At 66.9% G+C, this 24,298-nt stretch carries 15 protein-coding genes and 3 pseudogenes; 14 read left to right on the forward strand and 4 right to left on the reverse strand.

Going from position 1 to position 24,298, the window contains the following annotated elements; genetic code table 11:
- Nucleotides 1-171: 171 nt before the first annotated feature.
- Together OG430_RS41855 and OG430_RS41860 are read left to right on the forward strand one after the other, a co-directional pair.
- Nucleotides 172-711, forward strand: coding sequence for a hypothetical protein (locus OG430_RS41855; protein WP_327357908.1), 540 nt, complete (start codon nucleotides 172-174; stop codon nucleotides 709-711).
- A gap of 277 nt (nucleotides 712-988) precedes the next feature.
- Nucleotides 989-1,519: pseudogene (locus OG430_RS41860) on the forward strand (transposase); the annotation flags it as partial.
- A 238-nt stretch (nucleotides 1,520-1,757) separates the two neighbouring features.
- On the opposite strand, the gene OG430_RS41865 reads toward OG430_RS41860, so the two are convergent.
- The 3 genes from OG430_RS41865 to dhaK all read right to left on the reverse strand — a co-directional run bounded on the left by OG430_RS41865 (nucleotide 1,758) and on the right by dhaK (nucleotide 4,829).
- Nucleotides 1,758-1,937, reverse strand: a complete 180-nt coding sequence (locus tag OG430_RS41865) for a peptidoglycan-binding domain-containing protein (protein WP_327357909.1) — start codon at nucleotides 1,935-1,937, stop codon at nucleotides 1,758-1,760.
- A 730-nt stretch (nucleotides 1,938-2,667) separates the two neighbouring features.
- Nucleotides 2,668-3,771 carry a dihydroxyacetone kinase subunit DhaL gene (gene dhaL / locus OG430_RS41870; RefSeq protein WP_327357911.1) on the reverse strand — a complete coding sequence of 368 codons (1,104 nt, stop codon included), beginning with the start codon at nucleotides 3,769-3,771 and terminating at the stop codon, nucleotides 2,668-2,670.
- Between the two features lie 59 nt (nucleotides 3,772-3,830).
- A complete protein-coding gene (dhaK, locus tag OG430_RS41875) occupies nucleotides 3,831-4,829 on the reverse strand; it encodes a dihydroxyacetone kinase subunit DhaK (protein WP_327357912.1) in 999 nt (332 codons plus the stop codon).
- A gap of 216 nt (nucleotides 4,830-5,045) precedes the next feature.
- Here dhaK and OG430_RS41880 point away from each other — a divergent pair, with 216 nt between their 5' ends.
- From OG430_RS41880 to OG430_RS41915, 8 genes are all read left to right on the forward strand, one after another.
- Complete coding sequence (locus tag OG430_RS41880) at nucleotides 5,046-5,852, forward strand: triose-phosphate isomerase family protein (protein WP_327359445.1); 807 nt, start codon at nucleotides 5,046-5,048, stop codon at nucleotides 5,850-5,852.
- The gene (rpiB, locus tag OG430_RS41885) at nucleotides 5,849-6,343 is read left to right on the forward strand and encodes a ribose 5-phosphate isomerase B (protein WP_327357913.1); all 495 of its coding nucleotides are present in this window, start codon (nucleotides 5,849-5,851) and stop codon (nucleotides 6,341-6,343) included. Before OG430_RS41880 ends, rpiB begins: the two co-directional genes overlap by 4 nt.
- Nucleotides 6,344-6,485: 142 nt before the next feature.
- A complete protein-coding gene (gene tkt / locus OG430_RS41890; RefSeq protein WP_442816650.1) occupies nucleotides 6,486-8,573 on the forward strand; it encodes a transketolase in 2,088 nt (695 codons plus the stop codon).
- Entirely contained in the window at nucleotides 8,570-9,673 is a 1,104-nt protein-coding gene (gene tal / locus OG430_RS41895; protein WP_327357914.1) for a transaldolase, read from the forward strand. The genes tkt and tal overlap by 4 nt, the downstream gene beginning before the upstream one ends.
- 6 nt (nucleotides 9,674-9,679) lie before the next feature.
- Nucleotides 9,680-10,729, forward strand: coding sequence for an NAD(P)-dependent alcohol dehydrogenase (locus tag OG430_RS41900; protein ID WP_327357915.1), 1,050 nt, complete (start codon nucleotides 9,680-9,682; stop codon nucleotides 10,727-10,729).
- Nucleotides 10,730-10,843: 114 nt separating this feature from the next.
- The gene (locus OG430_RS41905; protein ID WP_327357916.1) at nucleotides 10,844-11,635 is read left to right on the forward strand and encodes a DeoR/GlpR family DNA-binding transcription regulator; all 792 of its coding nucleotides are present in this window, start codon (nucleotides 10,844-10,846) and stop codon (nucleotides 11,633-11,635) included.
- Nucleotides 11,636-12,486: 851 nt separating this feature from the next.
- A complete protein-coding gene (locus OG430_RS41910; protein WP_327357917.1) occupies nucleotides 12,487-18,258 on the forward strand; it encodes a DNRLRE domain-containing protein in 5,772 nt (1,923 codons plus the stop codon).
- 17 nt (nucleotides 18,259-18,275) lie between these two features.
- Nucleotides 18,276-19,397, forward strand: a complete 1,122-nt coding sequence (locus OG430_RS41915) for a tetratricopeptide repeat protein (protein WP_327357918.1) — start codon at nucleotides 18,276-18,278, stop codon at nucleotides 19,395-19,397.
- A gap of 956 nt (nucleotides 19,398-20,353) precedes the next feature.
- On the opposite strand, the gene OG430_RS41920 is transcribed toward OG430_RS41915, so the two are convergent.
- A complete protein-coding gene (locus tag OG430_RS41920; protein WP_327357919.1) occupies nucleotides 20,354-20,650 on the reverse strand; it encodes a hypothetical protein in 297 nt (98 codons plus the stop codon).
- Between the two features lie 615 nt (nucleotides 20,651-21,265).
- Here OG430_RS41920 and OG430_RS41925 point away from each other — a divergent pair.
- The 4 genes and pseudogenes from OG430_RS41925 (at nucleotide 21,266) to OG430_RS41940 (ending at nucleotide 23,879) form a co-directional block, all read left to right on the forward strand.
- Entirely contained in the window at nucleotides 21,266-21,622 is a 357-nt protein-coding gene (locus tag OG430_RS41925) for a hypothetical protein (protein WP_327357920.1), read from the forward strand.
- Between the two features lie 635 nt (nucleotides 21,623-22,257).
- A pseudogene (locus OG430_RS41930) lies at nucleotides 22,258-22,842 on the forward strand (IS5 family transposase); the annotation flags it as partial.
- Nucleotides 22,843-23,185: 343 nt separating this feature from the next.
- Nucleotides 23,186-23,545 (forward strand): annotated as a pseudogene (locus tag OG430_RS49570) (alpha/beta fold hydrolase); the annotation flags it as partial.
- A gap of 64 nt (nucleotides 23,546-23,609) precedes the next feature.
- Nucleotides 23,610-23,879 carry an alpha/beta fold hydrolase gene (locus OG430_RS41940; protein WP_327357922.1) on the forward strand — a complete coding sequence of 90 codons (270 nt, stop codon included), beginning with the start codon at nucleotides 23,610-23,612 and terminating at the stop codon, nucleotides 23,877-23,879.
- Nucleotides 23,880-24,298: the final 419 nt, after the last annotated feature.

Here is a 24,298-nt window from a genome sequence, read left to right on the forward strand (position 1 = left end):
GGGCCTCAGAGGCGGGGCCCCGCATGCACTGTTTCTATGTGCGACGAACAACTGACCTGTAGTTGACAGCAAACCCCCGACCGTCGGAGCTACTTCATGGAGAGCCCGCAACCGCAGTGGAACAACCCCCCGGTCTTCCCTACCCCCCCGCGGCGACGACTCTTTAGTGCAGTGAACTTGGCGCTGGTCGTATGTGCGGTAGCCGTCCTTACGGGCGTCGTGTGGGCCATTGCCGCGCTCGGGCCGTCGCACAAGGCGGAGGACGTGTCTGCTGGGCTCCCGCGTATTCGTCAGGGGGACGAGCAAATCCCGGTTTCGCGGCAGCATCCAGCGACTTTCGGCAAGGATACCGTCACTTTCGAGAATGGCCTCCAGATCACCCCCAGTGCACCTAAGGAGTTCAAGCCGACGCCAGACATGACTGGCACGGGGAGAATCAACTACGCAATCGAGCTGAAGATTCACAATTCGGGGGAAAAGGCTCGCTTCGTTAATGAAACCCGTGTGGAATGGAAGGTTGATGGGAAGCCGGTTGAGCGTATCGAGCGCCCCGAAGACCCTCTGGAACAGGAGGTCGTGTCTGTAAGTCCCGGAGAGACTGTCACGCTGCGATTCGGCTTCCCCAGCCAAGAGGTGCCGCATACCGTCACGGCGGATATTCGAATCAACACCGCAACCGACGCTCCGTACACCTACTCATTCGGTCGGTGAAGGGCGTTGAGGGCGCGTTGGCCACCAGATGTTCAGCGTAGGGTCTGAAGTACTCGCTGTAGCGAACTGTATTCGGCACACGGAGCGACATTCGGCTGCGACGGCTCACCGTTTACCCGTCTCGTCGAAGTCGGTCGTTCGCCTCGACATGCCCTGCGTCGACTGGATTGAGTGAGACGGCCGAGCACATCTTGTCGCGCGCTGGGTGCACAGAGCCCCAGTTCAGGAGAAGGCGTTGTGTGCTCGAGGGTGAGGCCCGCTCTCTACGAACACGATGCTGGCCGAGCAGACCGTGCAGGTTCCCGGCACCTCCTCGGCCGCCGAGATCGTCTCCGGCCTGGCGGAGTCCCTCGCGGTGCTGCTCAAGCGCCGGGAAATGCTCGAAGCCCGCGTCGCCGCCCTGCTGGAGGCCCACCCTCTCGCGAAGGTCCTGACCTCCATGCCTGAGGTCGCGGTCAGGACCGGCGCCCGCATCCTGGCCGAGGTCGGCGACGCCAGCGCGTTCCCCACCGCCGCCCGCCTGGCCTCCTACGCAGGACTGACCCCCACCACACACCGCTCGGGAACCTCCATCCGCGGTGAAGGACCACCCCGCGGCGGCAACAAAATGCTCAAACGGGCCCTGTTCCTCGCCTCGTTCGCCTCGCTGAGCAGTCCCGAATTGCGGGCCTACTACGACAAGAAGCGTGCCGAGAAGAAGCGTCACAACGCAGCCCTCATCTGCCTCACCCGCCGCCGCGTCGACGTCCTGCACGCCATGCTCAAGCACCGCACCCTCTATCAACCCGGACACGAACAAACAGCCTGACCAAGTCCACAGACCTTGACCGAACAGATAGAAGCACCCCCCGCGTAACCCCCGCTGTCCGTGTTCAGGGGGAACTTCACCCAGCGCGGGGAGCGCTTGGCCGACACAGATGATCTTGGTCGCGGACCCGCCTGCCTGAAACTTGATCTATTCGTATGGCTCGCCAACTGCTCATCCGTACAGTCGGGTTGGGAGCTCCCGAGTGGACCACCCAATCGGCACGTCGGAGGGCGGCAGGTCAGCTCGTGGGATCGAGAGCGGCCTGGGTGGCCGGCCCGTACGCACCTGCAGGGTCGCCGGTGATCCCGTTCTCCTGCTGGTATTCGTGAACCGCTCGTTCCGTGTCGGAGTCATAGTGGCCGTCCTGGATGAGGTACGTCTTGCCTTGGTCGTACAGCAGGCTCTGCAGGCGTGCCACAGCAGGCCCCTTGGCCCCCGGTCGCAGGATGCCCGCGGAGTCGGCCGGAGGAGGCGCGGACGGCGAAGGGGTAGAGCTCGGTCGGGCGGACTGAGTCCGCTGTGTATCGGCTGAGGGGGAGGCCGAGGGAGCCGACGCCCGGCCAGTGGGAACTCCGGAGGACGCATCGGCAGAGGTCGGAGGCTGTGGCTCCGGCTCCGTGGGGGAGGCAAGCCCTGGGCGAGGTACGGCAGATGACGGCTGATCGCTGTCCGGGGGTGCCCACAGCACGAAAGTCGTCGCCGTCCCGGCGGCGGCCACCCACAGGGCAGGTGCCCGCCAGCGTGGCAACGGACGCGACGCACGCCGTCCGCGCATCTCGCTGGAGGTGTCAGGGACAAGCGGATCAGCGACACGCGCCGTGTCTTCCTGACTCAGCGATGGCGGGATCGGCAGCGGACCCGGTGCACCGGATACGTGTGGATTGGGATCGGCCGGTCCACGTACGTACGGGCGCACCAACATTCCGTCGATGTGAGGGTCGCCTGCGTCGGCGGGATGCCCGGACTGCGGGATTCGTTCTGTCATCCGCCCTCATCAGGAGTGATCATCAGGCCACCGTAGCGACGGCTGAACGGTCGTTGCCGGGGGTGCCAGTTGTTGGCGAGGAAATGATCGGGGTTGTGGGCCGGGCAGTGACCGGTCCAGGAAGGAGAGGCTGGGGCCCGGTGTGCGGGTGCGTCAGTGCAGCTCACATCTTGCGGTAGCCACGGGCGTCGTCCGCCGCTGCGATCACCATGTCGAGGTCTCCACCGACGGAGGCCGTGACGAGGGCCGCGACGGCGCCTTCCACGAAGGGGGTGTCGGCGATGCGTACGCCGTCGGCAAGGCCGCCTTCGGCGAGGAGTGCCTTCAGGGTGAGCACGGCGCTGCCCATGTCGCAGACGACTGCGACCCCCTTGCCGCCGTCGACCTCCTTCAGGGCCTGGCGGACCAGTTCGGCGCTGGTGCCGATGCGGCCGTCCTCGGTCCCGCCTGCCGCGGCGATCGGCGCAGGGTCGTCCATGCCGGTGAGGGCCTTGGCCAACTCGGCTGTGGCGGCGGCAACTTCGCGGCTGTGCGAGACGAGGACGATGCCCACCCGGTCCGGAGCTGTCCGGTCGAGAGACGCCTCCTCGGCGCGGGCGCTGCCTTGAGGGGCGGATGTGCTGCACACGTCGCGGTCGGTGGCCTCGTACAGTGCGGTCAGGATGATCGCGGTGGAGGTGGCGCCCGGGTCGGGATGGCCGATGGAGCGCTCGCCGAGGTAGCTGGCACGGCCGCGGCGGGCCTGGAGAGCGGCGGTGGCCTCGGCGCCCTCGCGTGCGGCGACAGCGGCTGCCCTCAGCGCGTCCTCGGTCCTCGCGCCGGACTCCAGCGCCGTGGCATACGCGGCCACCGCGGGGGCCAGCGCGTCCACCAAGGTCTTGTCGCCGGGGACCGCGTCGCCGAGCCTCTGCACACTCGCGAGCGCGGCGGCCAGCGCCTCACCCAGCGCCTCGGCGGTGACTGTCTCCGCCTCGCCGAGCTTCTTGCCCATGCGGCGCAGTACCGTGCCGAACAGCGGTCCCGAAGCCCCGCCCACGGTATTGGTTAGCACCGAGCCGACGGTCGTCAACAGGGCGCCGGGGCAGGCCGGTTCGTCCTTCGCGATTGCGGCCGCGGCAGCGGTGAAGCCACGATCCAGGTTCGCACCGTGGTCGGCATCACCTATCGCGGCATCCAGGTCGGTGAAGTGCGAGCTCTGTTCGTTGACGACCTGTGCGGTGCGGTGCAGCCAGCGGCGGAAGTAGGCGGTGTTCAGGTCGAAGGGCATGGGGGCTCCGGCGTCGAGGATGCGCAAGCGCGTGCGTGCGTATGTGCGTGCGGAAGGATTCAGCAGGCCCAGCGCAGGGCGGGCGTGTGGATGGGGGAGTCCCACAGCGCGAGCATCTGCTCGTCGGCACGGCACAGTGTGATCGTGCAGCCGGCCATGTCGAGGCTGGAGATGTAGTTGCCCACAAGGGAGCGGGCGATGGTGATGCCGCGCGGGGAAAGGGCCGACTCGAGCTCGGCGTGCATGATGTAGAGCTCTTGCAGCGGGGTTCCGCCGAGCCCATTGATCAGCGCGATGACGGGTGCGCCGGCTGCCTCGGGGAGGTCTTCCAGGATCGCCCCGACCATGGCCTCGACGATCTCGCGTGCGGTGGTGACGGCGCGGCGCTCGCGCCCTGGCTCGCCGTGGATGCCGATGCCCAGCTCGATCTCGTTCGCGCCGAGTTCGAAGTTGGGGGTGCCCTTGGCGGGGGTGGTGCAGGAGGTGAGCGCGACGCCGTACGAGCGGGACATATCGTTCGTACGCTGCCCAAGAGCGGCCACCTCCGCGAGCGAGGCGCCGGTCTCGGCGAGCGCGCCCGCGAGCCGCTCCACCAGGAGGACGGCGCCGGTGCCGCGGCGTCCGGCGTTGGTGCCGTCGGCCTTGACCGCCACATCGTCGGCGACGATCACCTGCGCACTCTTGATGCCCTCGTCTTCGGCCTCTTCCGCTGCCATCAGGAAGTTGAGCACATCACCGGTGTAGTTGCTGATGATGTGTACGACGCCCGCACCGCTGTCGCCTGCTCTGGTCGCCTCCAGGATGCGGTCGGGAACCGGCGAGGTGAAGACCGGTCCTGAGACCGCCGCGTCGAGCATGCCGCGACCGACGAAACCGACCTGCATCGGTTCGTGCCCAGCACCGCCGCCCGAGACGACCCCGACCTTTCCGGGCACAGCTCCGCCGGCCCGCGTGACGATCTGGGCTTCGGCGTCCACAGAAAGCTCCGGATGGGCCGTGGCCATGCCGCGCAGCGCGTCGGGAACGACCAAATCGGGGGTGTTAATCAGCTTCTTCATGGCCGGTCTCTCGATGGTGCGGATCGCAGTGATGATCACAGAAAGGGTACGGGCGGCACATCATGAGAAATGAGTACGAAAGTTCTGTTCCGTGGCGCTTGATACTCGGTGGGACCTTGTCGGGAACCCTTCCAGGGACCTCGTCAACGTAACATCAGAAATGAGAAAGTCACGATTTGCCTTGAGAACTTCTCATATGATTACGTCTTGTCCATCATGAATGATGTGATTTCCGAGAAGTCGGCTGAGCGTTCGACGGCTGCGGTCCGCCCGCTGGTCGGCGTCTCGCTCAAGCTCTACTTCGGACTCGCAGAGACCCGGCAGTGGCTCGCAGCGGTGGCGGGGCTGGATGCGGAACTCGCTCTGCTGCCGCGCCCCGTCGACCTCTTCGTCGCCCCGTCCTTTCCCGCCCTCGCCGATGCCCGGGAGCTGCTCGGCCCCACCGCCATCGCGTACGGCGCCCAAGATGTGCACTGGGCCGAGCAGGGGCCCTGGACCGGCGAGGTCTCCGCGCCGATGCTCGCCGAGCTGGGCGCGCGGTACGTCGAGATCGGGCACGCCGAGCGGCGCCGTCACTTCGGCGAGACCGACGAGATCGTCGCCGCCAAGGTGCGCGCCGTGACCAGAGCCGGGCTCGTCCCCGTGATCTGTGCGGGCGAGCGGCAGGGCGAGGACCTGCCCACTGCGATCGAGGAGACCCTCACCCAGGTGCGGGCCGCGCTCGCCGGGGCCGAACCCGACAGCGAGGTCGTCATTGCCTATGAGCCCGTCTGGGCCATCGGCGCCCACCGTCCCGCCCCCGCGGAGCACGTGCGGAAGATGGCCACCGCCATCCGTGTCTGCCTGCGCCGCCATGCCGTCCGGGGTCGACTGATCTACGGGGGTGCAGCCGGCCCCGGGACCTGGCGCGAACTCGCGGGCGCCGTCGACGGATTGTTCCTCGGGCGCCTCGCTCACGACGTGCCGGGCCTGCGCAAGGTCATCGAAGAGATAGCAACTATCCAGCAGGAGAAGGCGACATGAACACCGCCGCGGATGCGCGAGCCACAGACATGAAGGCCAAGCCCACCATCGCCATCGGCTGCGACGACGCCGGCATCGTGATGAAGAACGCCATGGTCGCACACCTCGAAGGCCTCGGCCACGAGATCGCCGACCTGAGCGCCCGCGAGGACGAGGACTATCCGGACGTCGCTGAGCGTGTCGCCGTGTATGTCGCCGAGGGCCGCTACGACCGCGGCATCCTCGTCTGCGGCACCGGCATCGGCATGGCGATCGCCGCCAACAAGGTGCCCGGCATCCGGGCCGCGCAGATCCCCGACCCGTACAGCGCCGAGCGGGCCCGCAAGTCCAATGACGCGCAGATCGCCTGCTTCGGCAACCGCACCATGGGCACCGAGATGGCCCTGGTCTGCCTCGACCACTGGCTCGACTCGGACTTCGCGGGCGGCAGCAGCGCGCCCAAGGTCGAGAAGATCAAGCGGGTCGAGTTCCGCCACCTGCACGCCGCCTGACGGTTCCGCACGCTGTCTGAGGATTTCTCAAGCCTGACGGTTCATCAATTGTCCAGCGGTTCCTCAGCCTTGACGCTTCCACAGCACCTCTGACGCCTCCGTCAGTTCTTCGTACGCCCCTGGGAAGGAGCCCTGATCCAGGGTGAGTATCACCACCACGAGCAGCACCCCCGACGTCCTCGACTGGACCGATCTCGACAGCCGCGCCGTCGACACCGCACGCGTCCTGGCCATGGACGCCGTGCAGCACGCCGGCCACGGCCACCCGGGCGCCGCGATGGGCCTCGCCCCGGTCGCGTACGTCCTGCAGCAGAAGCTCATGCGGCACGACCCGAACGATCGCGACTGGGCGGGCCGGGACCGCTTCGTGCTGTCCGTGGGGCACTCCAGCCTCACCCTCTACACGCAGCTGTTCCTGTCGGGCTACGGCCTGGAGATCGACGACCTCAAGGCCTTCCGCAAGGCGGGCAGCCGCACCCCCGCGCACCCGGAGCTCGGGCACACCCCGGGCGTCGAGACCACCACCGGGCCGCTCGGGCAGGGCATCGCTAACGCGGTGGGCATGGCGATGGCCGCCCGTTACGAGCGGGGCTTGTTCGACCCGGACGCGCCGGAGGGGGAGTCCCCGTTCGACCACACCATCTGGTGCTTGACCGGCGACGGCTGCCTGGAGGAGGGCGTCGCCGCGGAGGCCGCCTCGCTCGCGGGCCATCAGCGCCTGGGCAACCTGGTCCTGGTCTGGGACGACAACCGCATCACCATCGAGGGCGACACCGAGGCGGTCTCCTTCAGTGAGGACGTGCTCAAGCGGCACGAGGCGTACGGCTGGCATGTCGTCCGCGTGGACAAGCTGCCCGACGGGAACGTCGACATCGAGGCGCTGTACGCCGCCCTCGTCGACGCCCGCCGTGAGACCGATCGGCCCTCCCTCGTGGCCGTACGCACGGAGATCGCCTGGCCTGCCCCGCACGCCAAGGGCACCGCCGCCACACATGGCGCCCCGCTCGGCGCGGCGGAGGCGGCCGCGACCAAGGTGCTGCTGGGCTTCGACCCCGACCAGTTTTTCCAGGTCGACCCCGAAGTCCTCGCGCACGCCCGGCGGATCGGCGAGCGCGGCCGTGTCCGGCACGCCGAGTGGCACGAGGCCCTGGCCGCCTGGCGTGCGGTGAACCCGGAGCGCGCGGCGGCGTACGACCGGATCCGCGCGGGTGAGCTGCCCGAGCACTGGGAGCAGCCCCTGCCGGTCTTCGAGCCGGGCCAGGAGATCGCCACCCGCAAGGCATCGGGCGCGGTGCTCAAGGCCCTCGGCCCGGTGATCCCGGAGATGTGGGGCGGCTCCGCCGACCTCGCCGGGTCCACCAACACCACCATCGACGAGTTCTCCTCGTTCCTCCCCGCCGGCAATCCGCTGCCCACCGCGGACCCGTACGGCCGCACCCTCCACTACGGCATCCGCGAGCACGCCATGGGCGCCGTCATGAACGGCATCGCCCTGCACGGCAACACCCGCGTGCACGGCGGTACGTTCCTGGTCTTCGCCGACTACATGCGTCCGGCGGTGCGGATGGCAGCCCTGATGCGGCTGCCGGTGACCTACGTCTGGACACACGACTCCATCGGCCTCGGCGAGGACGGCGCCACCCACCAGCCCGTCGAGCGCCTCGCCTCGCTGCGCGCGATACCCGGGCTCAACATAGTCCGCCCGGCCGACGCCAACGAGACCGTCGCCGCCTGGCGGGAGCTGCTGCGCAGGCACGACGCCCCGCACGGGCTCGCCCTGTCGCGGCAGAACCTTCCCGTGTACGACGCCGAAGCGACCCGCAGCGCGGCGCGCGGCGGCTACGTACTCGCCGAAGCCTCCAGCAGCGAGCCGTGGGTGATCCTGATCGGGACCGGCTCCGAGGTCCAACTGGCCCTGCAGGCACGGGAGGTGCTGCAGGCCGAGGGCATCCCGACCCGGGTCGTATCGATGCCGTGCCTGGAGTGGTTCGACGAGCAGTCCGCTGACTACCAAGAGTCGGTCCTTCCCGAGGCCGTGGCCACGCGAGTCGTCGTCGAGGCCGGCATCGCGCAGGGCTGGCACCGGATCACCGGGCGCGAAGGCAGAGTGGTGAGCCTGGAGCACTACGGAGAGTCCGCCGACTACCGGTATCTGTACGAGAAATACGGCATCACCGCACAGGCCGTCGTCGACGCGGCCCGCGCGGCTCTCCAGGGTGCCCGGCGATGAAGAATCTGGAAGCGCTCGCAGACGCGGGAGTCTCGATCTGGCTCGACGATCTGTCCCGGTCGCGGATCGTGTCAGGCAACCTCGCGCAGTTGATGCGTACGAAGCACATCACCGGGGTCACCACGAACCCGTCGATCTTCCACAAGGCGATCATGGAAGGGGACGGCTACCAACGGGAGTTGGCCCAGCTGGCCGCCCGCGGTGCCACCCCCGGTGAGGCCGTTCGCATGATCACCGCGGCGGACGTGCGGGCCGCCTGCGACGTCCTGCGCCCTGTCTTCGACGCCTCCGAAGGCCGCGACGGCCGGGTCTCGCTCGAGGTCGACCCGGCCTTCGCGCACGACACGGCGGCCACGGTCGCCGAAGCCGAGCACCTGTGGTGGCTGGTCGACCGGCCCAACGCGATGATCAAGATTCCGGCGACCGAGGCGGGCCTGCCGGCGATCACCGAAGTCATCGGCAAGGGCATCTGCGTCAATGTCACGCTGATCTTCTCGCTCGACCGCTACCGGCACGTACTGGACGCCTACCAGGCAGGTCTGGAGCGGGCGCTGGCCGCCGGGATCGACACGTCCACCATCGAATCCGTGGCGTCCTTCTTCGTGTCGCGGGTCGACGCGGAGATCGATCCCATGCTCGAAAGGCTGGGCACGCTGGGGGCACTGGCCCGGCGCGGAGGGGCCGGACTGGCCAACGCGCGGCTCGCCTACCAGGCGTACGAGGAGTCCACCGACACCGAGCGCTGGATGGAGCTGCAGGCCGCGGGCGGCAATGTGCAGCGGCCGCTGTGGGCCTCGACCGGCGTCAAGAACCCGGCGTACGAGGACACGATGTACGTCACCGGACTCGTCGCCCCCGACACGGTCAACACCATGCCGGAGGCCACCCTCGACGCCACCGCGGACCACGCGGTCATCACCGGTGACACCGTCAGCGACGCGTACGAGAGGTCCGCGCAGCACCTCGCGGACCTCGCCGACCTAGGCAGCTCCTATGGCGAGGTGGTGCAAAAGCTGGAGAAGGAGGGTGTGGAACGGTTCCAGGACGCCTGGTCCGAGCTCCTCGCCTCCGTCAGCACCGCACTCGGGACGAAGGGCTGAACTTTCATGAAGCACGACAACACCGATATTCCTGACACCATGCGTGCCGCCGTCCAGTTCGGCCCGCGCGAGCTGCGCATCGAAGAGGTGCCGGTGCCCAAGCCGGGCCCGGGCCAGCTCCTGGTGAAGATCCTGGCGGTCGGCACCTGCGGCTCCGACGTCCACTTCTACGAAGAGGGGAAGCTCGGCGAATGGACCGTCGACGGCCCTCTGGTGCTCGGCCACGAGCCGAGCGGCGTGATCGTCGCGGTGGGCGCGGACGTCACACGGCGCGTCGTCGGCGAGCGGGTGTCCATCGAGCCGGGCACGCCCTGCGGGCGCTGCGGCGAGTGCCGTCAAGGCCGCTACAACCTGTGCCTCTCGATGCACTTCTTCGCGGTCCCGGGCGAGGCCGCCGGTGCCTTCGCCGAGTACGCCCTCGCGCATGAGGACTTCGCGCACGTCGTGCCCGAGCAGGTCTCGGACCAGGCCGCGGCCCTTCTCGAGCCACTGTCCGTGGGCGTATGGGCGGCGCAGAAGGCCCGGATCGCGCCGGGGGACCGGGCGCTGATCACCGGGGCAGGACCGATCGGCTTGGTGTCCGTGCAGGTGGCGCGGGCGTTCGGGGCGTCGGAAGTAGTGGTGAGCGATGTCAACGCGCTCCGCCTTGAGCTGGCCCGCGAGCTGGGGGCCACACACACCGTGAACGTGGCCCGAACGCCACTGGCCGACGCTGGGTTCACGCCGGATGTGCTCCTTGAATGCTCCGGGTACGCGCCCGCCGTGCCGGAGGCGATCAGGCAGGTGGCGCGGGCCGGGCGGGTGGTGCTCGTCGGCATGGGCGGGGGGTCGATGGAGTTGCCCGTGGCACGCATCCAGAGCTATGAGCTGGAGCTGACCGGCACCTATCGGTACGCCAACACCTGGCCCACCGCACTGGACCTGGTCGCGTCCGGCCAGGTCGACCTGGACCGACTCGTCACGCACAGGTTCCCTCTGGCCGAGGCGGAGCAGGCGCTGACGGTGGGGGCGCGAGACGTGACGGCGGTGAAGGCGGTCGTGCTGCCCCAGCAATGAGCTCGCGGGCGGCTCTTCCCTGTGGGGGGTGAAGGGCCGCCCGCGTTCCCCCTTCCCACGGCGTGGGGGAAGGCAACGCCTAGACTTGTCCGGTAGACGAACAGGAGCAAGGCCGTGCTCGAGCAATCGGAGAAACTCAACCCCAAGGACCGGCGCAAGAAGATCGCCGACCGGGTTCTCGCCGAGGGCTCGGTGAGCATCGACGACCTCGTACGCGACCTCGGCGTCAGCCAGATGACGGTCCACCGGGACCTCGACACCCTCGAACAGCAAGGCTGGCTCCGGAAGGTGAGGGGCGGTGCCACTGCCGCGCCCAATGCCCTCTACGAGTCCAACACCCGCTGGCGCGGCAACGAGATGGTCGAGGCCAAGGAGGCGATCTGCGCCGCAGCGCTCTCGGTCAGTGAGCCGGGCCAGGCCGTCATCATCGACGACTCCAGCACCGTACGGCCGCTCGCCCAGGCTCTGTCCTCGCGTGGCGCGTACACCGTGATCACCAACTCGCTGCAGGTCATCAACGACCTCGCCGACGACAGCGACATCAGGGTGATCGGCCTGGGCGGGGTCTACCACCCGTCCTTCAGCGCCTTCTGGGGCACGACGACCGCGGACGCCGTGCGTTCGCTGCGTGCAGATATCGCCTTCATGTCGACGGCGGCCGTGGACGCCGGCAGCTGCTACCTCCAGCATCAGGAGAACATCGTGGTGAAGCGCGCCATGCTTGACGCGGCGCGCTTCAAGGTCCTGCTGGTGGACCACACCAAGTTCGGCCGCCAGGCCCTCTACCGCCTTGCCCCGCTCACCGACTTCGACCTGGTCGTCTCGGACGCCGAACTACCCGCGGAGCAGCAGCAGATGCTGAAGGCCCTGGGCGTGCGCTACGAGCTGGCCGCAGCCAGCGGCTGAGCCGCACTGTTGCTCCGCCCCGGTTGCGGCCCAAGGACCGCAACCGAGGAGCCGTGGAATTCGCCTTCCGCAGCCTGCACGGGGCGAAGGCATCAGCGCTCGCTGAGGACCCATTGCGACCTTGGTGCGGTGCCCACTCACGAAGGTTCTGCCGAATCGGCCCGCCGGCTGTCCCGGCCGGTCCGCCCGCCGTTTGGCGTGCGGGGGTGCGGGCCGCTGAGCCCACGCATGAGAAGGGTGATGAACCAGGTCCGGCGTGGTCGAAATGGGTGAAGTCGACACCGGAAAGCGTGTTGATCATATGAACCGACTGCTGCATCGCTCTAGCGTCATGTGACTTTCCTTGATCCATGGATGCTGAGGGTGGCGCTGCCATGTCTTCGTTCCCGTCGCTTTCGTTGCGTGCCCGTGTGTGGCCGCGGCGTCGGGTGGCCCGCCTGGCCATGTTTGTGGCGTTGGTGATGGGGGTGGAGGCGGCGCTGGTTGTGGGGGAGTCCGGGGCGATTGCACTGGCACGTCCAGCCTCGATGCCGTCCGAACGGCAGGAGCGGTCGGGGCCTGCGGAGGCGGAGAACGAGGCGTCGGCGTTGTTGACGGCTCGGTTGCAGGACCGGCGGATCGAGGCTCTTTCAGCGCGTTCGGAGACCTCCACGGTATGGGCGTATCCGGATGGTCGACTGCAGGTGGAGGAGGCGTCTGGTCCGGTGCGTCTTCGCCGCGGTGACGCCTGGGTTGACGTGGATCTGAATCTGCGTCGCCAAGCGGATGGCTCCGTCGCGCCGGTGGCGCACCCTCGAGGGCTGGTTCTCTCCGGCAAGGGATCGGGGACCTCGAGCAGGCTGGCGTCGCTGGTGGACGGTGACGACAGGGTCGCGCTGGAGTGGCCGGGTGCGTTGCCGGAGCCGGAACTTGTCGGGCAGCGGGCGACGTACAAGTCGGTGCGACCGGGTGTGGACCTGGTGGTGGAGGCGACGCGTACCGGGTTCGAGGACTATCTGATCATCCGGGACCGTAAGGCGGCGCAGGCTCTCGACGAGGTCCGGGTCACGGTGCGGGCCGATGGGCTCGGCATCGAGAAGCAGGCGGACGGCTCGCATCTGCTGACGGATGAGAAGAGCCGGCGGCTGGGCGTGATCGGGGCGCCGACGGGCTGGGATGCCCAGGTGCATCCCCAGTCCCAGGAGCCGACGGATTCCGCCATGTTGGACGTTCAGTCGTCAGTCAATGAGGAAGGGGACACGGCGCAGATCGGTTACCGGCTGGCAGATGACTATGTGCAGGATCCCGGTACGAAGTTCCCGGTGACCATCGACCCTGGGATCAGTCTGCGGCCTTCGTTCGACACGTTCGTGGAGCAGGGCTACACGGAAGACCAGTCGGACTCGCCGGAGCTGAAGCTCGGCAACAACGGCGCGAAGCAGATCGCACGTTCGTTCCTGTCGTTCCCCACTCGGCAGGTCCATGGCAAGCACATCATCGAGGCGGAGCTGCGGCTGTTCAACCACCACTCGTGGACGTGCGAGCCACGGGAGTGGGAGGTGTGGGAGTCCGGATTGGCGGACGAGGACACACGGTGGACGCGCCAGCCCAAGTGGATCAAGAAGATCGCGTCGTCCACGGAAACCAAGGGCGGGGATGCGCACTGTCCCGGTGGGTGGTCGGGGGTGAAGGTCACACCGCTGGTGCAGCAGTGGGCCAACAAGGGGCCGGCCGCGGCGGGCATCGGGCTGCGGGCCACGGACGAGACGGACGCGAAGGGCTGGAAACGCTTCAGCTCGGCTGATGGGGCGCACCCGCCGACACTGGTCGTCACTCTCACCCCGGGGTTGCAGCCGCCGACCAACCTGCTGGCCATGCCCGGGCGGACCACCATCGGAAGGCGGTGGGTGAGCAGTCTGACCCCGCAGGTTTCGGGGACTGTGACCAGCGGGAGTGGCGGCAAGCTGCAGAAGGTCGCTTTCGAACTGGCCGATGCGAACAACAAGGTGCTCACCACGCACGAGCAGGACGGTGTCGCTTCCGGACAGCGGGCCCGCTGGAGCGTCACGCACGGCTTGCTGAAGGAGGGCGGCACGTACGGCTTTCGGATGCGGGCGTTCGACGGGCATGCCTGGTCGGGCTGGTCGGCCCGCTCCACCTTCCACGTCTATCACACCGCCGCGCCGCTGCCGAAGGTGAGCTCCACGGACTTTCCGCACCACGGCTGGGGCGGCAAGATCAACGCGCACGGCCTGTACGCGGGGAAGATCTCTGTCACTTCGGACACCTACGCCGTGGACTACCGCATCGACGACGGCCCCTGGACCGCCCACGTGGTCGACCCGGACGAGCCCTCACAGCTGCCGATCGCCGTCTCCGGCGGTCAGCACACCCTTGAAGTCCGTGCCGTCAACCGGGCCGGTGTGCCCTCCAAGGCCGTGGGCTACGTCTTCAACGCAGGCCCCGGAGCAGCTCTGCTCTCACCCGGTGCAGGCGAGCGCACTGCCCGCCGGGCCGCACTGAACGCGCAGGGCAAGGCCGAGCATACGCACGTCGAGTACCAGTACCGGCGGGCTGCCACGGACCACTGGGCGACGATCCCGGCCAAGCACGTTCGCACGGCTGCGGGCGGCGCGGTGACTTGGCCCATCGCGGCTGCCAAGGGGCATCCGGCGCCGCTGACCTGGACCGTCGCCGACACCCTGGTTGAGGACGGATCGGTTCAGGTGCGGGCCCACTTCACCGGCGGCAAGGGAGCATTCTCCGACCCGCATCACCTCGTGCTCGACATGGATGCGGGCACCGCTCCTCAGTCCGAGATCGGCCCCGGCACGGTCAACCTGCTCACCGGCGCGTACACGCTGAGCGCCACCGACGCCACAGCCTGGGGGGTGAGCGCGGAGCGCACCGCGATTTCCCGGCGGCATGTGACGGCTAACCAGCTCGGGTTGGCAGAGGTGTTCGGGCCGGGCTGGGCGCCCGGCAGCGCTGCAGAAACCACTGGAGCCGCCTATACCTCGGTGCGTAAGACCTCCGGTTCATCTGTGCAGGTCATGTTCGCCGACGGTGACGGAATCGACTTCACCAGGACCGACCATGGCTGGAAGCCCGAGGTTGGGTCGGAGGACTTGACTCTCACCGGATCGGAGTCGGGGTCCTTCACGCTCACGGACACCGCCGGGATCAAGACCACCTTCAAGAAGGCCAGCCCTCAGGCTTCCACCTGGCTGATGACCACCAGCGAGCGGCCGGTGAAGGACTCCACCACTGAGATGGTCTACGAGCCGGTCATCGTCAACCACCACACGCTCGCTCGCCCGAAGTACATCGTCGCCCCCACCTCAGCGGCGAAGCAGAGCGTGTGTGCCAAGACGCCTGCCACGCGCGGCTGCCGCGTCCTGGAGTACGTCTACGCCACCAGCACGACCGCGGACCCCACCCCCGGGCACACGGGCGATATGACCGGACAGGTGAAGCAAATCCGGCTGTGGGCCACCGCCCCCGGAGCCACCAAATCGACCCCCACCGCGATTGCCGCGTTCGCCTACGGCGTCAGCAAGCGGCTGTACTCCACCTGGGACCCGCGTCTGACCGCGCGGCTGAAGACCGGCTACCGCTACGACGCGGCACAGCGCATCACCGGCGTCATCCCGCCGGGTGAACAGCCCTACACGTTCACCTACGGACGGGCAGCCGAAACCTCCACGGCCGGCGAGGGCATGCTGCTGAAGGTCTCCAGGCCCGCCCTGAAGGCGGGGTCGAAGACCGAGACCGACGGCGTCGCCGTCGATTCGGTCGTCTACAACGTCCCACTCAACGGAGCCTCCGCACCCGTGGTGATGACACCCGCCAAGGTCAGCGGCTGGGGGCAGAGCGACGCCCCTACTGACGCCACCGCAATCTTCCCGGCCGACGTGACACCCGCCTCCCACGCCGGCGACCACCTGAGCCGGGCCGATTACCACCGCGCTGACGTCTCCTACATCAACGCCTCCGGGCGTCAGACCAACTACCTCGAACCAGGAGGCCACCTCACCACCACCGGCTACGACCGGTTCGGCAACACCGTGTACTCACTCAGCGCCGGCAACCGCACCCTGGCCCTGGGTGCCTCCGCCGCCAACCAGCAGCGCCTGATCGAACTCGGCCTGAACCCGAAGACCACCACCAGTAGCGAGCGAGCCCACCAGCTCGCCCACACCTCCGCCTACAGCGCGGACGGACTTCGCGAGATCGACAGCCGCGGCCCCATGCACGCCGTGCTGCTTCCGCACGCTTTCCAGAGCGCCAAGAGCGTCTATGCCGAGGCCAACATGGTGGTCGAGGCACGCGACTGGGTGCACCGCACCTTCGACCAAGGCCGACCGACCACCGGAGTGCCGGTCAAGGACCTGCCCACCACCGAGACCTCCGGCCTGGAACTGCCTGGCCATCCCGGGCAGATGGCCGAGTCCCGCGCCGCCACCACGGCCTACGACTGGGCCAAGGGTGTGGTCACCAAGACCGTCCACGACCCCGCTGGTCTGGCCATCACCCGCACCACCAGCTACGACGCCGCGGGCAAGCCGATCCAGTCGACCATGCCCAAATCCGGCGGCACGGACGCCGGCACCACACTCACCGACTATTACACCGCCACCGGATCCACATCCTGCAGCGGCCGCCCAGAATGGGCCGATTTGCCCTGCCGCACCCGCCACGCTGCCCCCGCAGACGCCGGCGCCCACCGGGAACTGCCCGATGTAAGCAGCGAGTACGACTACTACGGTCACCCGGTGAAGCAGGTCGCAGCGGCGAACGGCGCTACCCGAACCACTGTCAGCGTCCACGATGCAGCCGAACGCCCTCACACCGTCACCCTCACCGCCAATACAGGCACGCCGATCGGGAAACGCACCCTCACCTACGACCCGCACACCGGCCGCGCCACCGCCATCGGTGCGGACGGCAAGAGCGTGCACACCGAATACGACGTGCTGGGCCGCACCGTGTCTTACACGGATGCCGACGGAGCGGTGACGCACACAGAGTACGACCGCCTCGATCGCCCCACCCGCATCACCAACAGCGCGCCCTCCGTCACCAGTTACACCTACGACACCACCAAAGACCCCCGCGGCCTGGCCACCTCCATGACCGCGGACAAGTTCGGCACCATCACCGGACGCTACGACGACGACGGAGCGCTGACCGAGCAGACACTGCCCGGCAACATCATTACGCTCGACACCACCGACCCCACCGGCACCGCGACAGGCCGCAGTTACCAGCGCACGACGGATCAGCAGACCATCACCGCTGAGACCGTACTGCCCGGTCCGCACGCCCAGTGGGCCAGCCACGGATCCGACGTCACTGGCCTTCGCCACTACCGCTACGACGCCGACGGCCGCCTGGTCCGCAGCGAACACCTGGATCCCGTAGGACGGTGCACCGCCCACGAGTACACCTTCGACAACAACAGCAACCGCCTGACCAAGAACAGCCACACCGCGCTCGACGGCAACTGCACAGCAGGCCCCAGCGCTACACAGAAGCACGCCTACGACAGTGCCGACCGGCTCGCCGACAAGGGCTACGCCTACGACGAATTCGGCAACACCACAACCCAACCCGGCATCACCACCGCGTTCTACGCCAACGACCTCGTCCGCCAGCAGCAGACCAACGCCCTGCGCACCACATGGGACATCGACCCCCTTGGGCGCCGCCACACGGCCACGACACAGACCAAGGACAACAACAGCTGGGGCAACGGCCAAAGCGAAGTCAACCACTACAACGACAACGCCGACGCCCCATCCTGGACGCTCAACCAAGCCTCAGGAAGCATCACCCGCCACCTCCAGGACCTCGCCGGCGATCTGATCGCCAGCAACGACGGAGCGCAAACCCAACTCGAATTCTCCGACCTGCACGGAGATACGACTCTCACCCTCGGCACGGGCGACCAGGCGCAAGTGCGCACCTATGACGAATACGGCGCGCCCACCGACGGCCAGACCGCCCACCGCTACGGCTGGCTCGGCGCCTATCAACGCTCCACCCAGACACCCACCGGCGACCTCCTCATGGGCGCCCGCCTCTACAACCCCGCCCTCGGCCGCTTCCTGCAAAAGGACCCCATCCCCGGTGGTAGCGCTACCGCCTACGACTACGTCAACCAGGACCCGGTCAACGAAACAGACCTCGACGGCAAGTGCTTCTGGGACGCGTGCATCGGCGAAGCCTGGGCCGCCTACGCCCTGGGGGCGGCAGCCATCGGCGCTGGTTTCGCAGCCGCGTCTTACCTGCGCGATCACCCCATCCACCTCGGGGGCGGCGACTCCGGCACCACCACGAGCCACCACTACGACTTCGGCCTCAGCGGCTCCGCCCACACCATGGCAGAGGCCATCCGCCGACAAGCCGCGCACATGTCCGCGGCCGCCCATCACGCCGCCTCACACCACATCGTCCTCAGAGGCGCCAAGAAGAAGAACTGGTCACAGCAGGGCCGCGTGAACGGAAAGAAGGAGCACACCAGTACCAGCAATGGAAGCAAGGGACGGACGAAGCAGGTTCACCAAAAGGGTGACCGTCATGGAGGGTGGAAAAAGCAAAGCAGACACGACTGGAAGCCCAACCGCAACAAGCGCAAGTAGCCACTGGGGAGCCTGACATGCAAGATCTAGACCCTGCACTCCAACAGGCCTTGAGACTGAGCAACGACGAGGACGATTTCGACGCCGCGCAGGACCTCCTCCTCGACGCAGTCACCCGCAAAATCCCCCGCAGCCAGTGGGCCTACGGAACCTTCCTGGCCTCCTGGGGGCGGTACGAAGAGGCCGAACCCGTTCTCCGGTCCGCTCTGGCGAACCAAGAAGAAGGTGCGGAGTTGGCACTCGCGGGCGTACTGGAGGACATGGGACATACACAGGACGCAGTGAAGATCCTGCTACCGAAAGCGCAATTGGGCGTGCCAGGGTTCTCTCTCCAGTTGGCCGACACCCTGGCAGAGCACCTGGAATACCGGCTGGAAGCAGAACATTGGTACCTCAAGGCGCTCCAGCAGGATGACCCGGACGCTCCAAATAACTATGCCGTACACCTTGGCTCGCTCGGGAGAAAGGAAGAAGCGAAGAAGTTCCTTCTCCAGGGAATCAAGGCTGGCGATACGAAAGCTATGGTGAACTATGCCCGCGCCCTCAGCGAAGACGGCAACGGTGAACTTGCCATCCAATTCTGGCAACGTGCCGTATCAAGTGGCGAGGTCAGCGCTCTCCTGGATCTGGCCCTTCACTACGAGGAATCGGAACAGCTGGATGCTGCCGAGGAGTGCTATCTCCAGGCTGTCACCGATGGCCTGCCAGAGGCGCACGTCAAGTACGGAATCTTCCTGTCGGAACTTGAGGGCAGGGAGGCGGATGCCGAATCGAGCTTCCTCGCTGCCATCGACAATCGAGAGCCATCCGGACACTGGGAATACGCGCTGTATCTCAATGAATTGGGCCGCAAGGGAGAAGCGGTTCAGCAATATCACCATGCCATCGAAGATGGCTGCACTGACGCATATCTGAACCTTGCCGTCTATCACGAACTGAGAGGCGAGAAGGAACAGGCCGAACAGAACTATCGGGCATCCTTGGATGCAGGGGACGTCTTGGCTCCCATCGGCTATGCGGAATTTTTGGCAGAGAATGGCGCTTCGGCGCGACGGCTGCATGCTGTGCTTGAAAGGGCGAGGGAGATCGGTGCCCCAGAAGAAGATGTCTCTAAGATCGAGCGAATGGCCCAACTCTGAAATGCGTAGCCTGATTGCCGAAGCGGGCTCACATTCTCCTGAAGGGAGCCGAGAAGAACACGAGCGTCACCCGCCACCTCCAGGACCTCGCTGGCGACCTGATCGCCACCAGCGACGGAGGCGTGTCACTCGTTAGCGCCCGAAACAGGTTCTGGAGCACTGGTATCCGCTACATCCGTAAATGGGGCTCAAAGCTGGGGCGTGCATATATTCACCACACGTCCTGGGGGCGCGGTCTTGGGCACCACACCTCTTCTCATCACGGGACTGCGCACATCAGTCACCACTCCGGTGGCCACCACTATTCGGGCCACCACAGCGGCGGACACACCCGCCACACCGGACATCGGCGACGCTGATGTGGCCAATCCAGCGGTTCGCTAGCCACAGGAAGGGTGTTGTGTGAACTCCATCCACCAGCAAAGTAGGACCATCCTCGCCCGCATGGCTTCCGTCGCGCTGATGGCTGTCCTCTCCGGCGTCACCGCAGCGATGAACGATGGAAAGTGGAAGGCGGCGCTGCTGTGTGCGGGTGTTGTCACGGTGGCGGCCTGTGTCTCCGCTGTCGTCCAGCACAGCAGGCCAACGCCACGTCCTCTGGGAGGCGCAGCATCAGAAGGGGCGGTTGGAGAGCCTAGCGAGCCGCCGGCGCAGTCCCGCAAGCGGGACCCGTGGAACGCTCTCACTGCAATCGTGACCATCTATTTGGGAGCGTCCTCGGTATCCGACAGCATGGACCCGAGTCATTGGCGCTGCTGGGGTGGGCTCATCTTGATGGCGGCAGGCGGGGCAATTGGTCTGCAGAGCTTTTCACCTTTCATTTGGCGGGCGGTCAGTAGACGCTGACATCGCAATTCGCGCTGCTCAAGGAAGTGTCGAAGGATCCAGCCTGTCGGGAGCGCGTCGGTGGCGGCCGGGTGGCAATGCTGATTCAGCCTGCTTGAGTCGGTTTCGAGCTAGCCGTGAGGGGACCAGCCGCGAGACACGTAATGCTTGCGAATTCGCCGAAGCGCCAAGTAGGCCCCGGTCGAAGGCAGAAGCGCCCAGGGGATCTGCCCCCAGAGCACCTGCAGAAACGCCAGAGCAGCGAAGGCCGTCTGCAGCGCGGCAGCAGCCGATTCCGCCCGCAGCTGAGGTGGGGAGCGCCGGCTGGCTGACGGCTTGATCAGCTGATGTCCAAGAAAGATCTGGATGAAATTGATCAGTGCCATCAGGCCGGCAACACTCGCCAAGATAATCAAGAGTGCCTTCACGATCCCAAGCTAAGGCGATCCTCCCGCTGTAGCGAACCGGCAGCGAAACAACTACGGATTCCGGTCTCGAGGTGCGGTGAACGGGCAGGCGGCATGGGGTCGATGGGTGACCGTATGCGTGAGCGCTGCGTGAGCGGACGGTGCCCCAAACCCCGTCACGACGTAGGTCACGTGGTACCGCGTACACCCTCTGACCAGGCAACTCCGGACAGAGAAGAACCGCCCGGACTGATCCGGACGGCCCCCTCCAGGACTTTCACTCCATTGGTTGTGGGTTCGAGTCCCACACGGTCTACCTGCGCACGAGCGCCCCGTCCGGCTTTGCCGGGCGGGGCGCTTCAGCGTTCCCGAGCGACCCCGAGTTCGAATTGCCCGTTCTGGGCTACAGTGCGGTCTGTGTACCTTGAAGATCGCGGAGGTGCGGGGTCGGTCCGGTTCGGGGTCGTGACCGTGCTGGTGGGGTTGGGTGCCGGGGTTGCGGGGGCGTTGCTCGCGCTGTTGCTGCACGGGGTGCAGCACCTGGCGTACGGCTATGCGCGGGGGCCGGAAGGGTGCCGATCACAGCAAACGCTTTTATGTCCACCGTCCCTTCCGCGGAGGTAGAGGGAAGAGGAGATGACTGGGAAGCAGGTGGATGCGGAACAGCTCACGCTGGAACTCCACGACCAGAGAATCCTCGTAGACGAAGTTCGAGAGGAGGCAGGGAGACTGATCGTCCCCGGATTCATCCAGCAGGGGCGCGAGAGGTTTCGATTCCATCTCGCCTTCTCTGATGTGCGACGGTGGGAAATCCGTGACGAGGCGGGCGTTGGGACCTTGCCGATCTATGAGTTCGTCTACGATAGTGGCGCCTTCGAAATTCCGGGGAACATTCCAGTCTCCATGACCGTGGAGACCCCACTGCCCTACGGCGTACTGGAAGTCGATGGTGCACCATTCGAAGTGCACCCTTGGTTCAGGCCGTGGCGATAGCATGGCCCCGAGCCATGGGCGCTTCTGGGGCGGAGTCATTCTCGTGGCAGCAGGCGGAGGAATTGGTCCGCAGAGTTTGTTAGCCCTTCGTGCGGTCAGTAGGCACTGAGATCGCGACACGTGTGCGCCAAGGAAACGTCGAACACTTCAGTTGGTCGGGAGGGTGTCTGTGGCGGCCAGGATTAGTTCTGGACCACATCCGGTACTTGGGTCGCTGGGGATGTGAATTGGATTCGAGCTAGCCGTGAAGGGGCCAGCCCCGGGACACGTAGTACTTGCGAATTCGCCGAAGTGCCAAATAGGCTCCGATCGAAGGCAGAAGCGCCCAGGGAGCTGTCCCCAGAGCACCTGCAGACATGCTAGAGCAGCAAAGGGCGTCTGCAGCGCGGCAGCAGCTGATTCCGCCCGCAGCTGAGGTGGGGAGCGCCGGCTGGCTGACGGCTTGATCAGCTGATGCCCAAGAAAGATCTGGGTGAAATTGATCAGCGCCATCAGGCCGGTAACACTCGCCAAGGCGATCAGAAGATCCTTCACGATCCCAAGCTAAGGCGATCCTCCCGCTGAAGCGACCAGGCAGCGGTATTGCTGGGGTTTGCCCCTGGATTGTTTAAGACCGTGTCCTACGTGGTGAGGCGGACTCGAGTGTCTGCCGGGCTCATCAGCACGTTGTAGGAGCACGCCATCGCGCTCCGCGCACTCAGGGCAGGCGCATTCGTCCCGTCCGTCACCGAGCTGACGAGGCGCTGGGCCGCTCACGCGGCGGGTTCACCACGAAGATCCATCTTGCGAGTGAGGGCGGCACACGGCCGCTCGCGGTCTTGGTGACGCCAGGGCAGTGGGGCGATGGGCCACAGCTGCTCGAACTCTTGGCATGTATCCGGGTTCCGGGGCCAGGCGGCGGTCACCCGCGCACGCGGCCCGACATGCTGTGGGCCGACCGGGCATACAGCTCACGTCGCAACCGGCGCTACCTGCGCCGGCGGCAGATGAGCACACCATCCCGGAGCCGGCCAACCAGAAGGGCAACCGGCTGCGCCGCGGCAGCAAGGGGTGGACGCCCTACGGGTTTCGACAAGTAGACCTACCGGCGCACGAGGCGGAGTGGGACCAACAATGCGATGTAGGGATTCCGGGCTGGGGCCACCCGGTTCGACAAGAGGGCGTACGTGTTCCATGGCACCGTGACCGTGGCGGCCCTGTGTCTGTGGCTCAGGCCGTAGAACGAACGGCACGGTCAGTCGCTGGTCGGCCAACACCCACCCTGCTGCTTCGAGTTGGCGTCGATCAGGCACTCAGGAGGGGTCTCACCAGCGTGCCCCGCCTTCCCGCACGGTGGAAAGATCATTCCGTTTGCGCTGGTGGCGTGCACTGTTCGCTCTTCTGTTGATCGTTTGAGCAGGGGACAGCATGGTTACCCGTGTCATGGAACGGGACGTCGCGGTCGGGTAGGTGCTCTCCGCCGACGGCACCAGCATCGGCTACCGCAGTGTGGGAACCGGGCCAGGGCTCGTGGTGGTGCCCGGCGTGCTGGTACTGGCGGCGGACTTCGACGTGCTCGCCGCCGTGTTGGCCGACCGGTTCACGGTGCACATCATCGAGCGCCGCGGGCGCGGAGCCAGCGGTCCGCAGGGGGATGCCTACGGCGCGGCCGTCGAATGCGCGGACATCGAAGCCGTCCGCGCGGCCACCGGCGCCCGCTTCGTGTTCGGCCACAGCATTGGAGGTTTCCCCACCCTCGAGGCCGCGCTGGGCGGTTCCCCCTTCGAGCGCCTGGCCGTCTACGAGCCCGGGGTGTCCATCGACGGCTCGATCCCGATCGGCTGGGCCGACGAGTGCCGACGCCAGCTCGCTGCTGGCAAGCCGCTCGAGGCGTTCTTGACGTTCATCCAAGGCGTCAACCCCGCCACCAGCGGCAAGGCTCCGCGCTGGCTACTACGCCTCATCATCCCGCTGGCCAAAGAAGCCAGAACGGCTACAGAAGTACACCTTGCTGCCCGGCGCCATCCCCGAACACGCCGAAATCGCGGCCAGGGACAACGACTTCCCCAAGTACGCCCAGCTCACCCAGCCCGTGCTGCTGATGGCAAGCAAGGAGATCAAGACCACCGGACCCGGCCGCGCCGCCGCCCGCCTCCACGACCTCCTGCCCGACTCCGAACTCACAGTCTTCCCCAAACTCGACCACTTCGGACCGGAGAAGGACCCGGCCGGCATCGCTTCAGCCCTGACGAATTTCTTCCTGGGCCACTCCGCCTGAGCACTGCATCCTGGGGCCTGTCCAACGAGTCTCACCGACCTACCGGACAGGCACTGGGGCGGTGCGCGTGCGGATGGCACCCCCATGCCTCGTCATCGCCTGGATCACGCGGTCCCACGCACCCTGTCTGACCAGGCAACTCCGGACGTAGACGATGTATCGATCGGCGTGAGAGCGCACGACGACGGGGTCTCTAAGGTCCTCTCCGTGGACGAGTACCAACAACGGCTGGACCAGCGTGAGACGGCATGGACCGAGCTGGCTCGTGCTGACGCACGTCAGCACGCGGTCTGGGCTGACGGCCTGGGCGATCTCCTGGAGGCGGGCTGCTTGATTCAGGCCGACGCTGCGCGAGTTGTCGCTTGGCTCGTGCAGGGGGCTATGTCCGACTCGTCATGATCCAGGCCGCGAGGACCCTC

The sequence above is a fragment of the Streptomyces sp. NBC_01304 genome (assembly GCF_035975855.1).
GTDB lineage: Bacteria > Actinomycetota > Actinomycetes > Streptomycetales > Streptomycetaceae > Streptomyces.

What these genes read in the sequence shown, in the direction of transcription:
- dhaL (WP_327357911.1), bottom strand. Translation starts at nt 3,771, where the DNA reads ATGCCCTTCGACCTGAACACCGCCTACTTCCGCCGCTGGCTGCACCGC.
- dhaK (WP_327357912.1), bottom strand. Translation starts at nt 4,829, where the DNA reads ATGAAGAAGCTGATTAACACCCCCGATTTGGTCGTTCCCGACGCGCTG.
- OG430_RS41880 (WP_327359445.1), top strand. Translation starts at nt 5,046, where the DNA reads ATGAATGATGTGATTTCCGAGAAGTCGGCTGAGCGTTCGACGGCTGCG.
- rpiB (WP_327357913.1), top strand. Translation starts at nt 5,849, where the DNA reads ATGAACACCGCCGCGGATGCGCGAGCCACAGACATGAAGGCCAAGCCC.
- tal (WP_327357914.1), top strand. Translation starts at nt 8,570, where the DNA reads ATGAAGAATCTGGAAGCGCTCGCAGACGCGGGAGTCTCGATCTGGCTC.
- OG430_RS41900 (WP_327357915.1), top strand. Translation starts at nt 9,680, where the DNA reads ATGAAGCACGACAACACCGATATTCCTGACACCATGCGTGCCGCCGTC.
- OG430_RS41915 (WP_327357918.1), top strand. Translation starts at nt 18,276, where the DNA reads ATGCAAGATCTAGACCCTGCACTCCAACAGGCCTTGAGACTGAGCAAC.
- OG430_RS41925 (WP_327357920.1), top strand. Translation starts at nt 21,266, where the DNA reads ATGACTGGGAAGCAGGTGGATGCGGAACAGCTCACGCTGGAACTCCAC.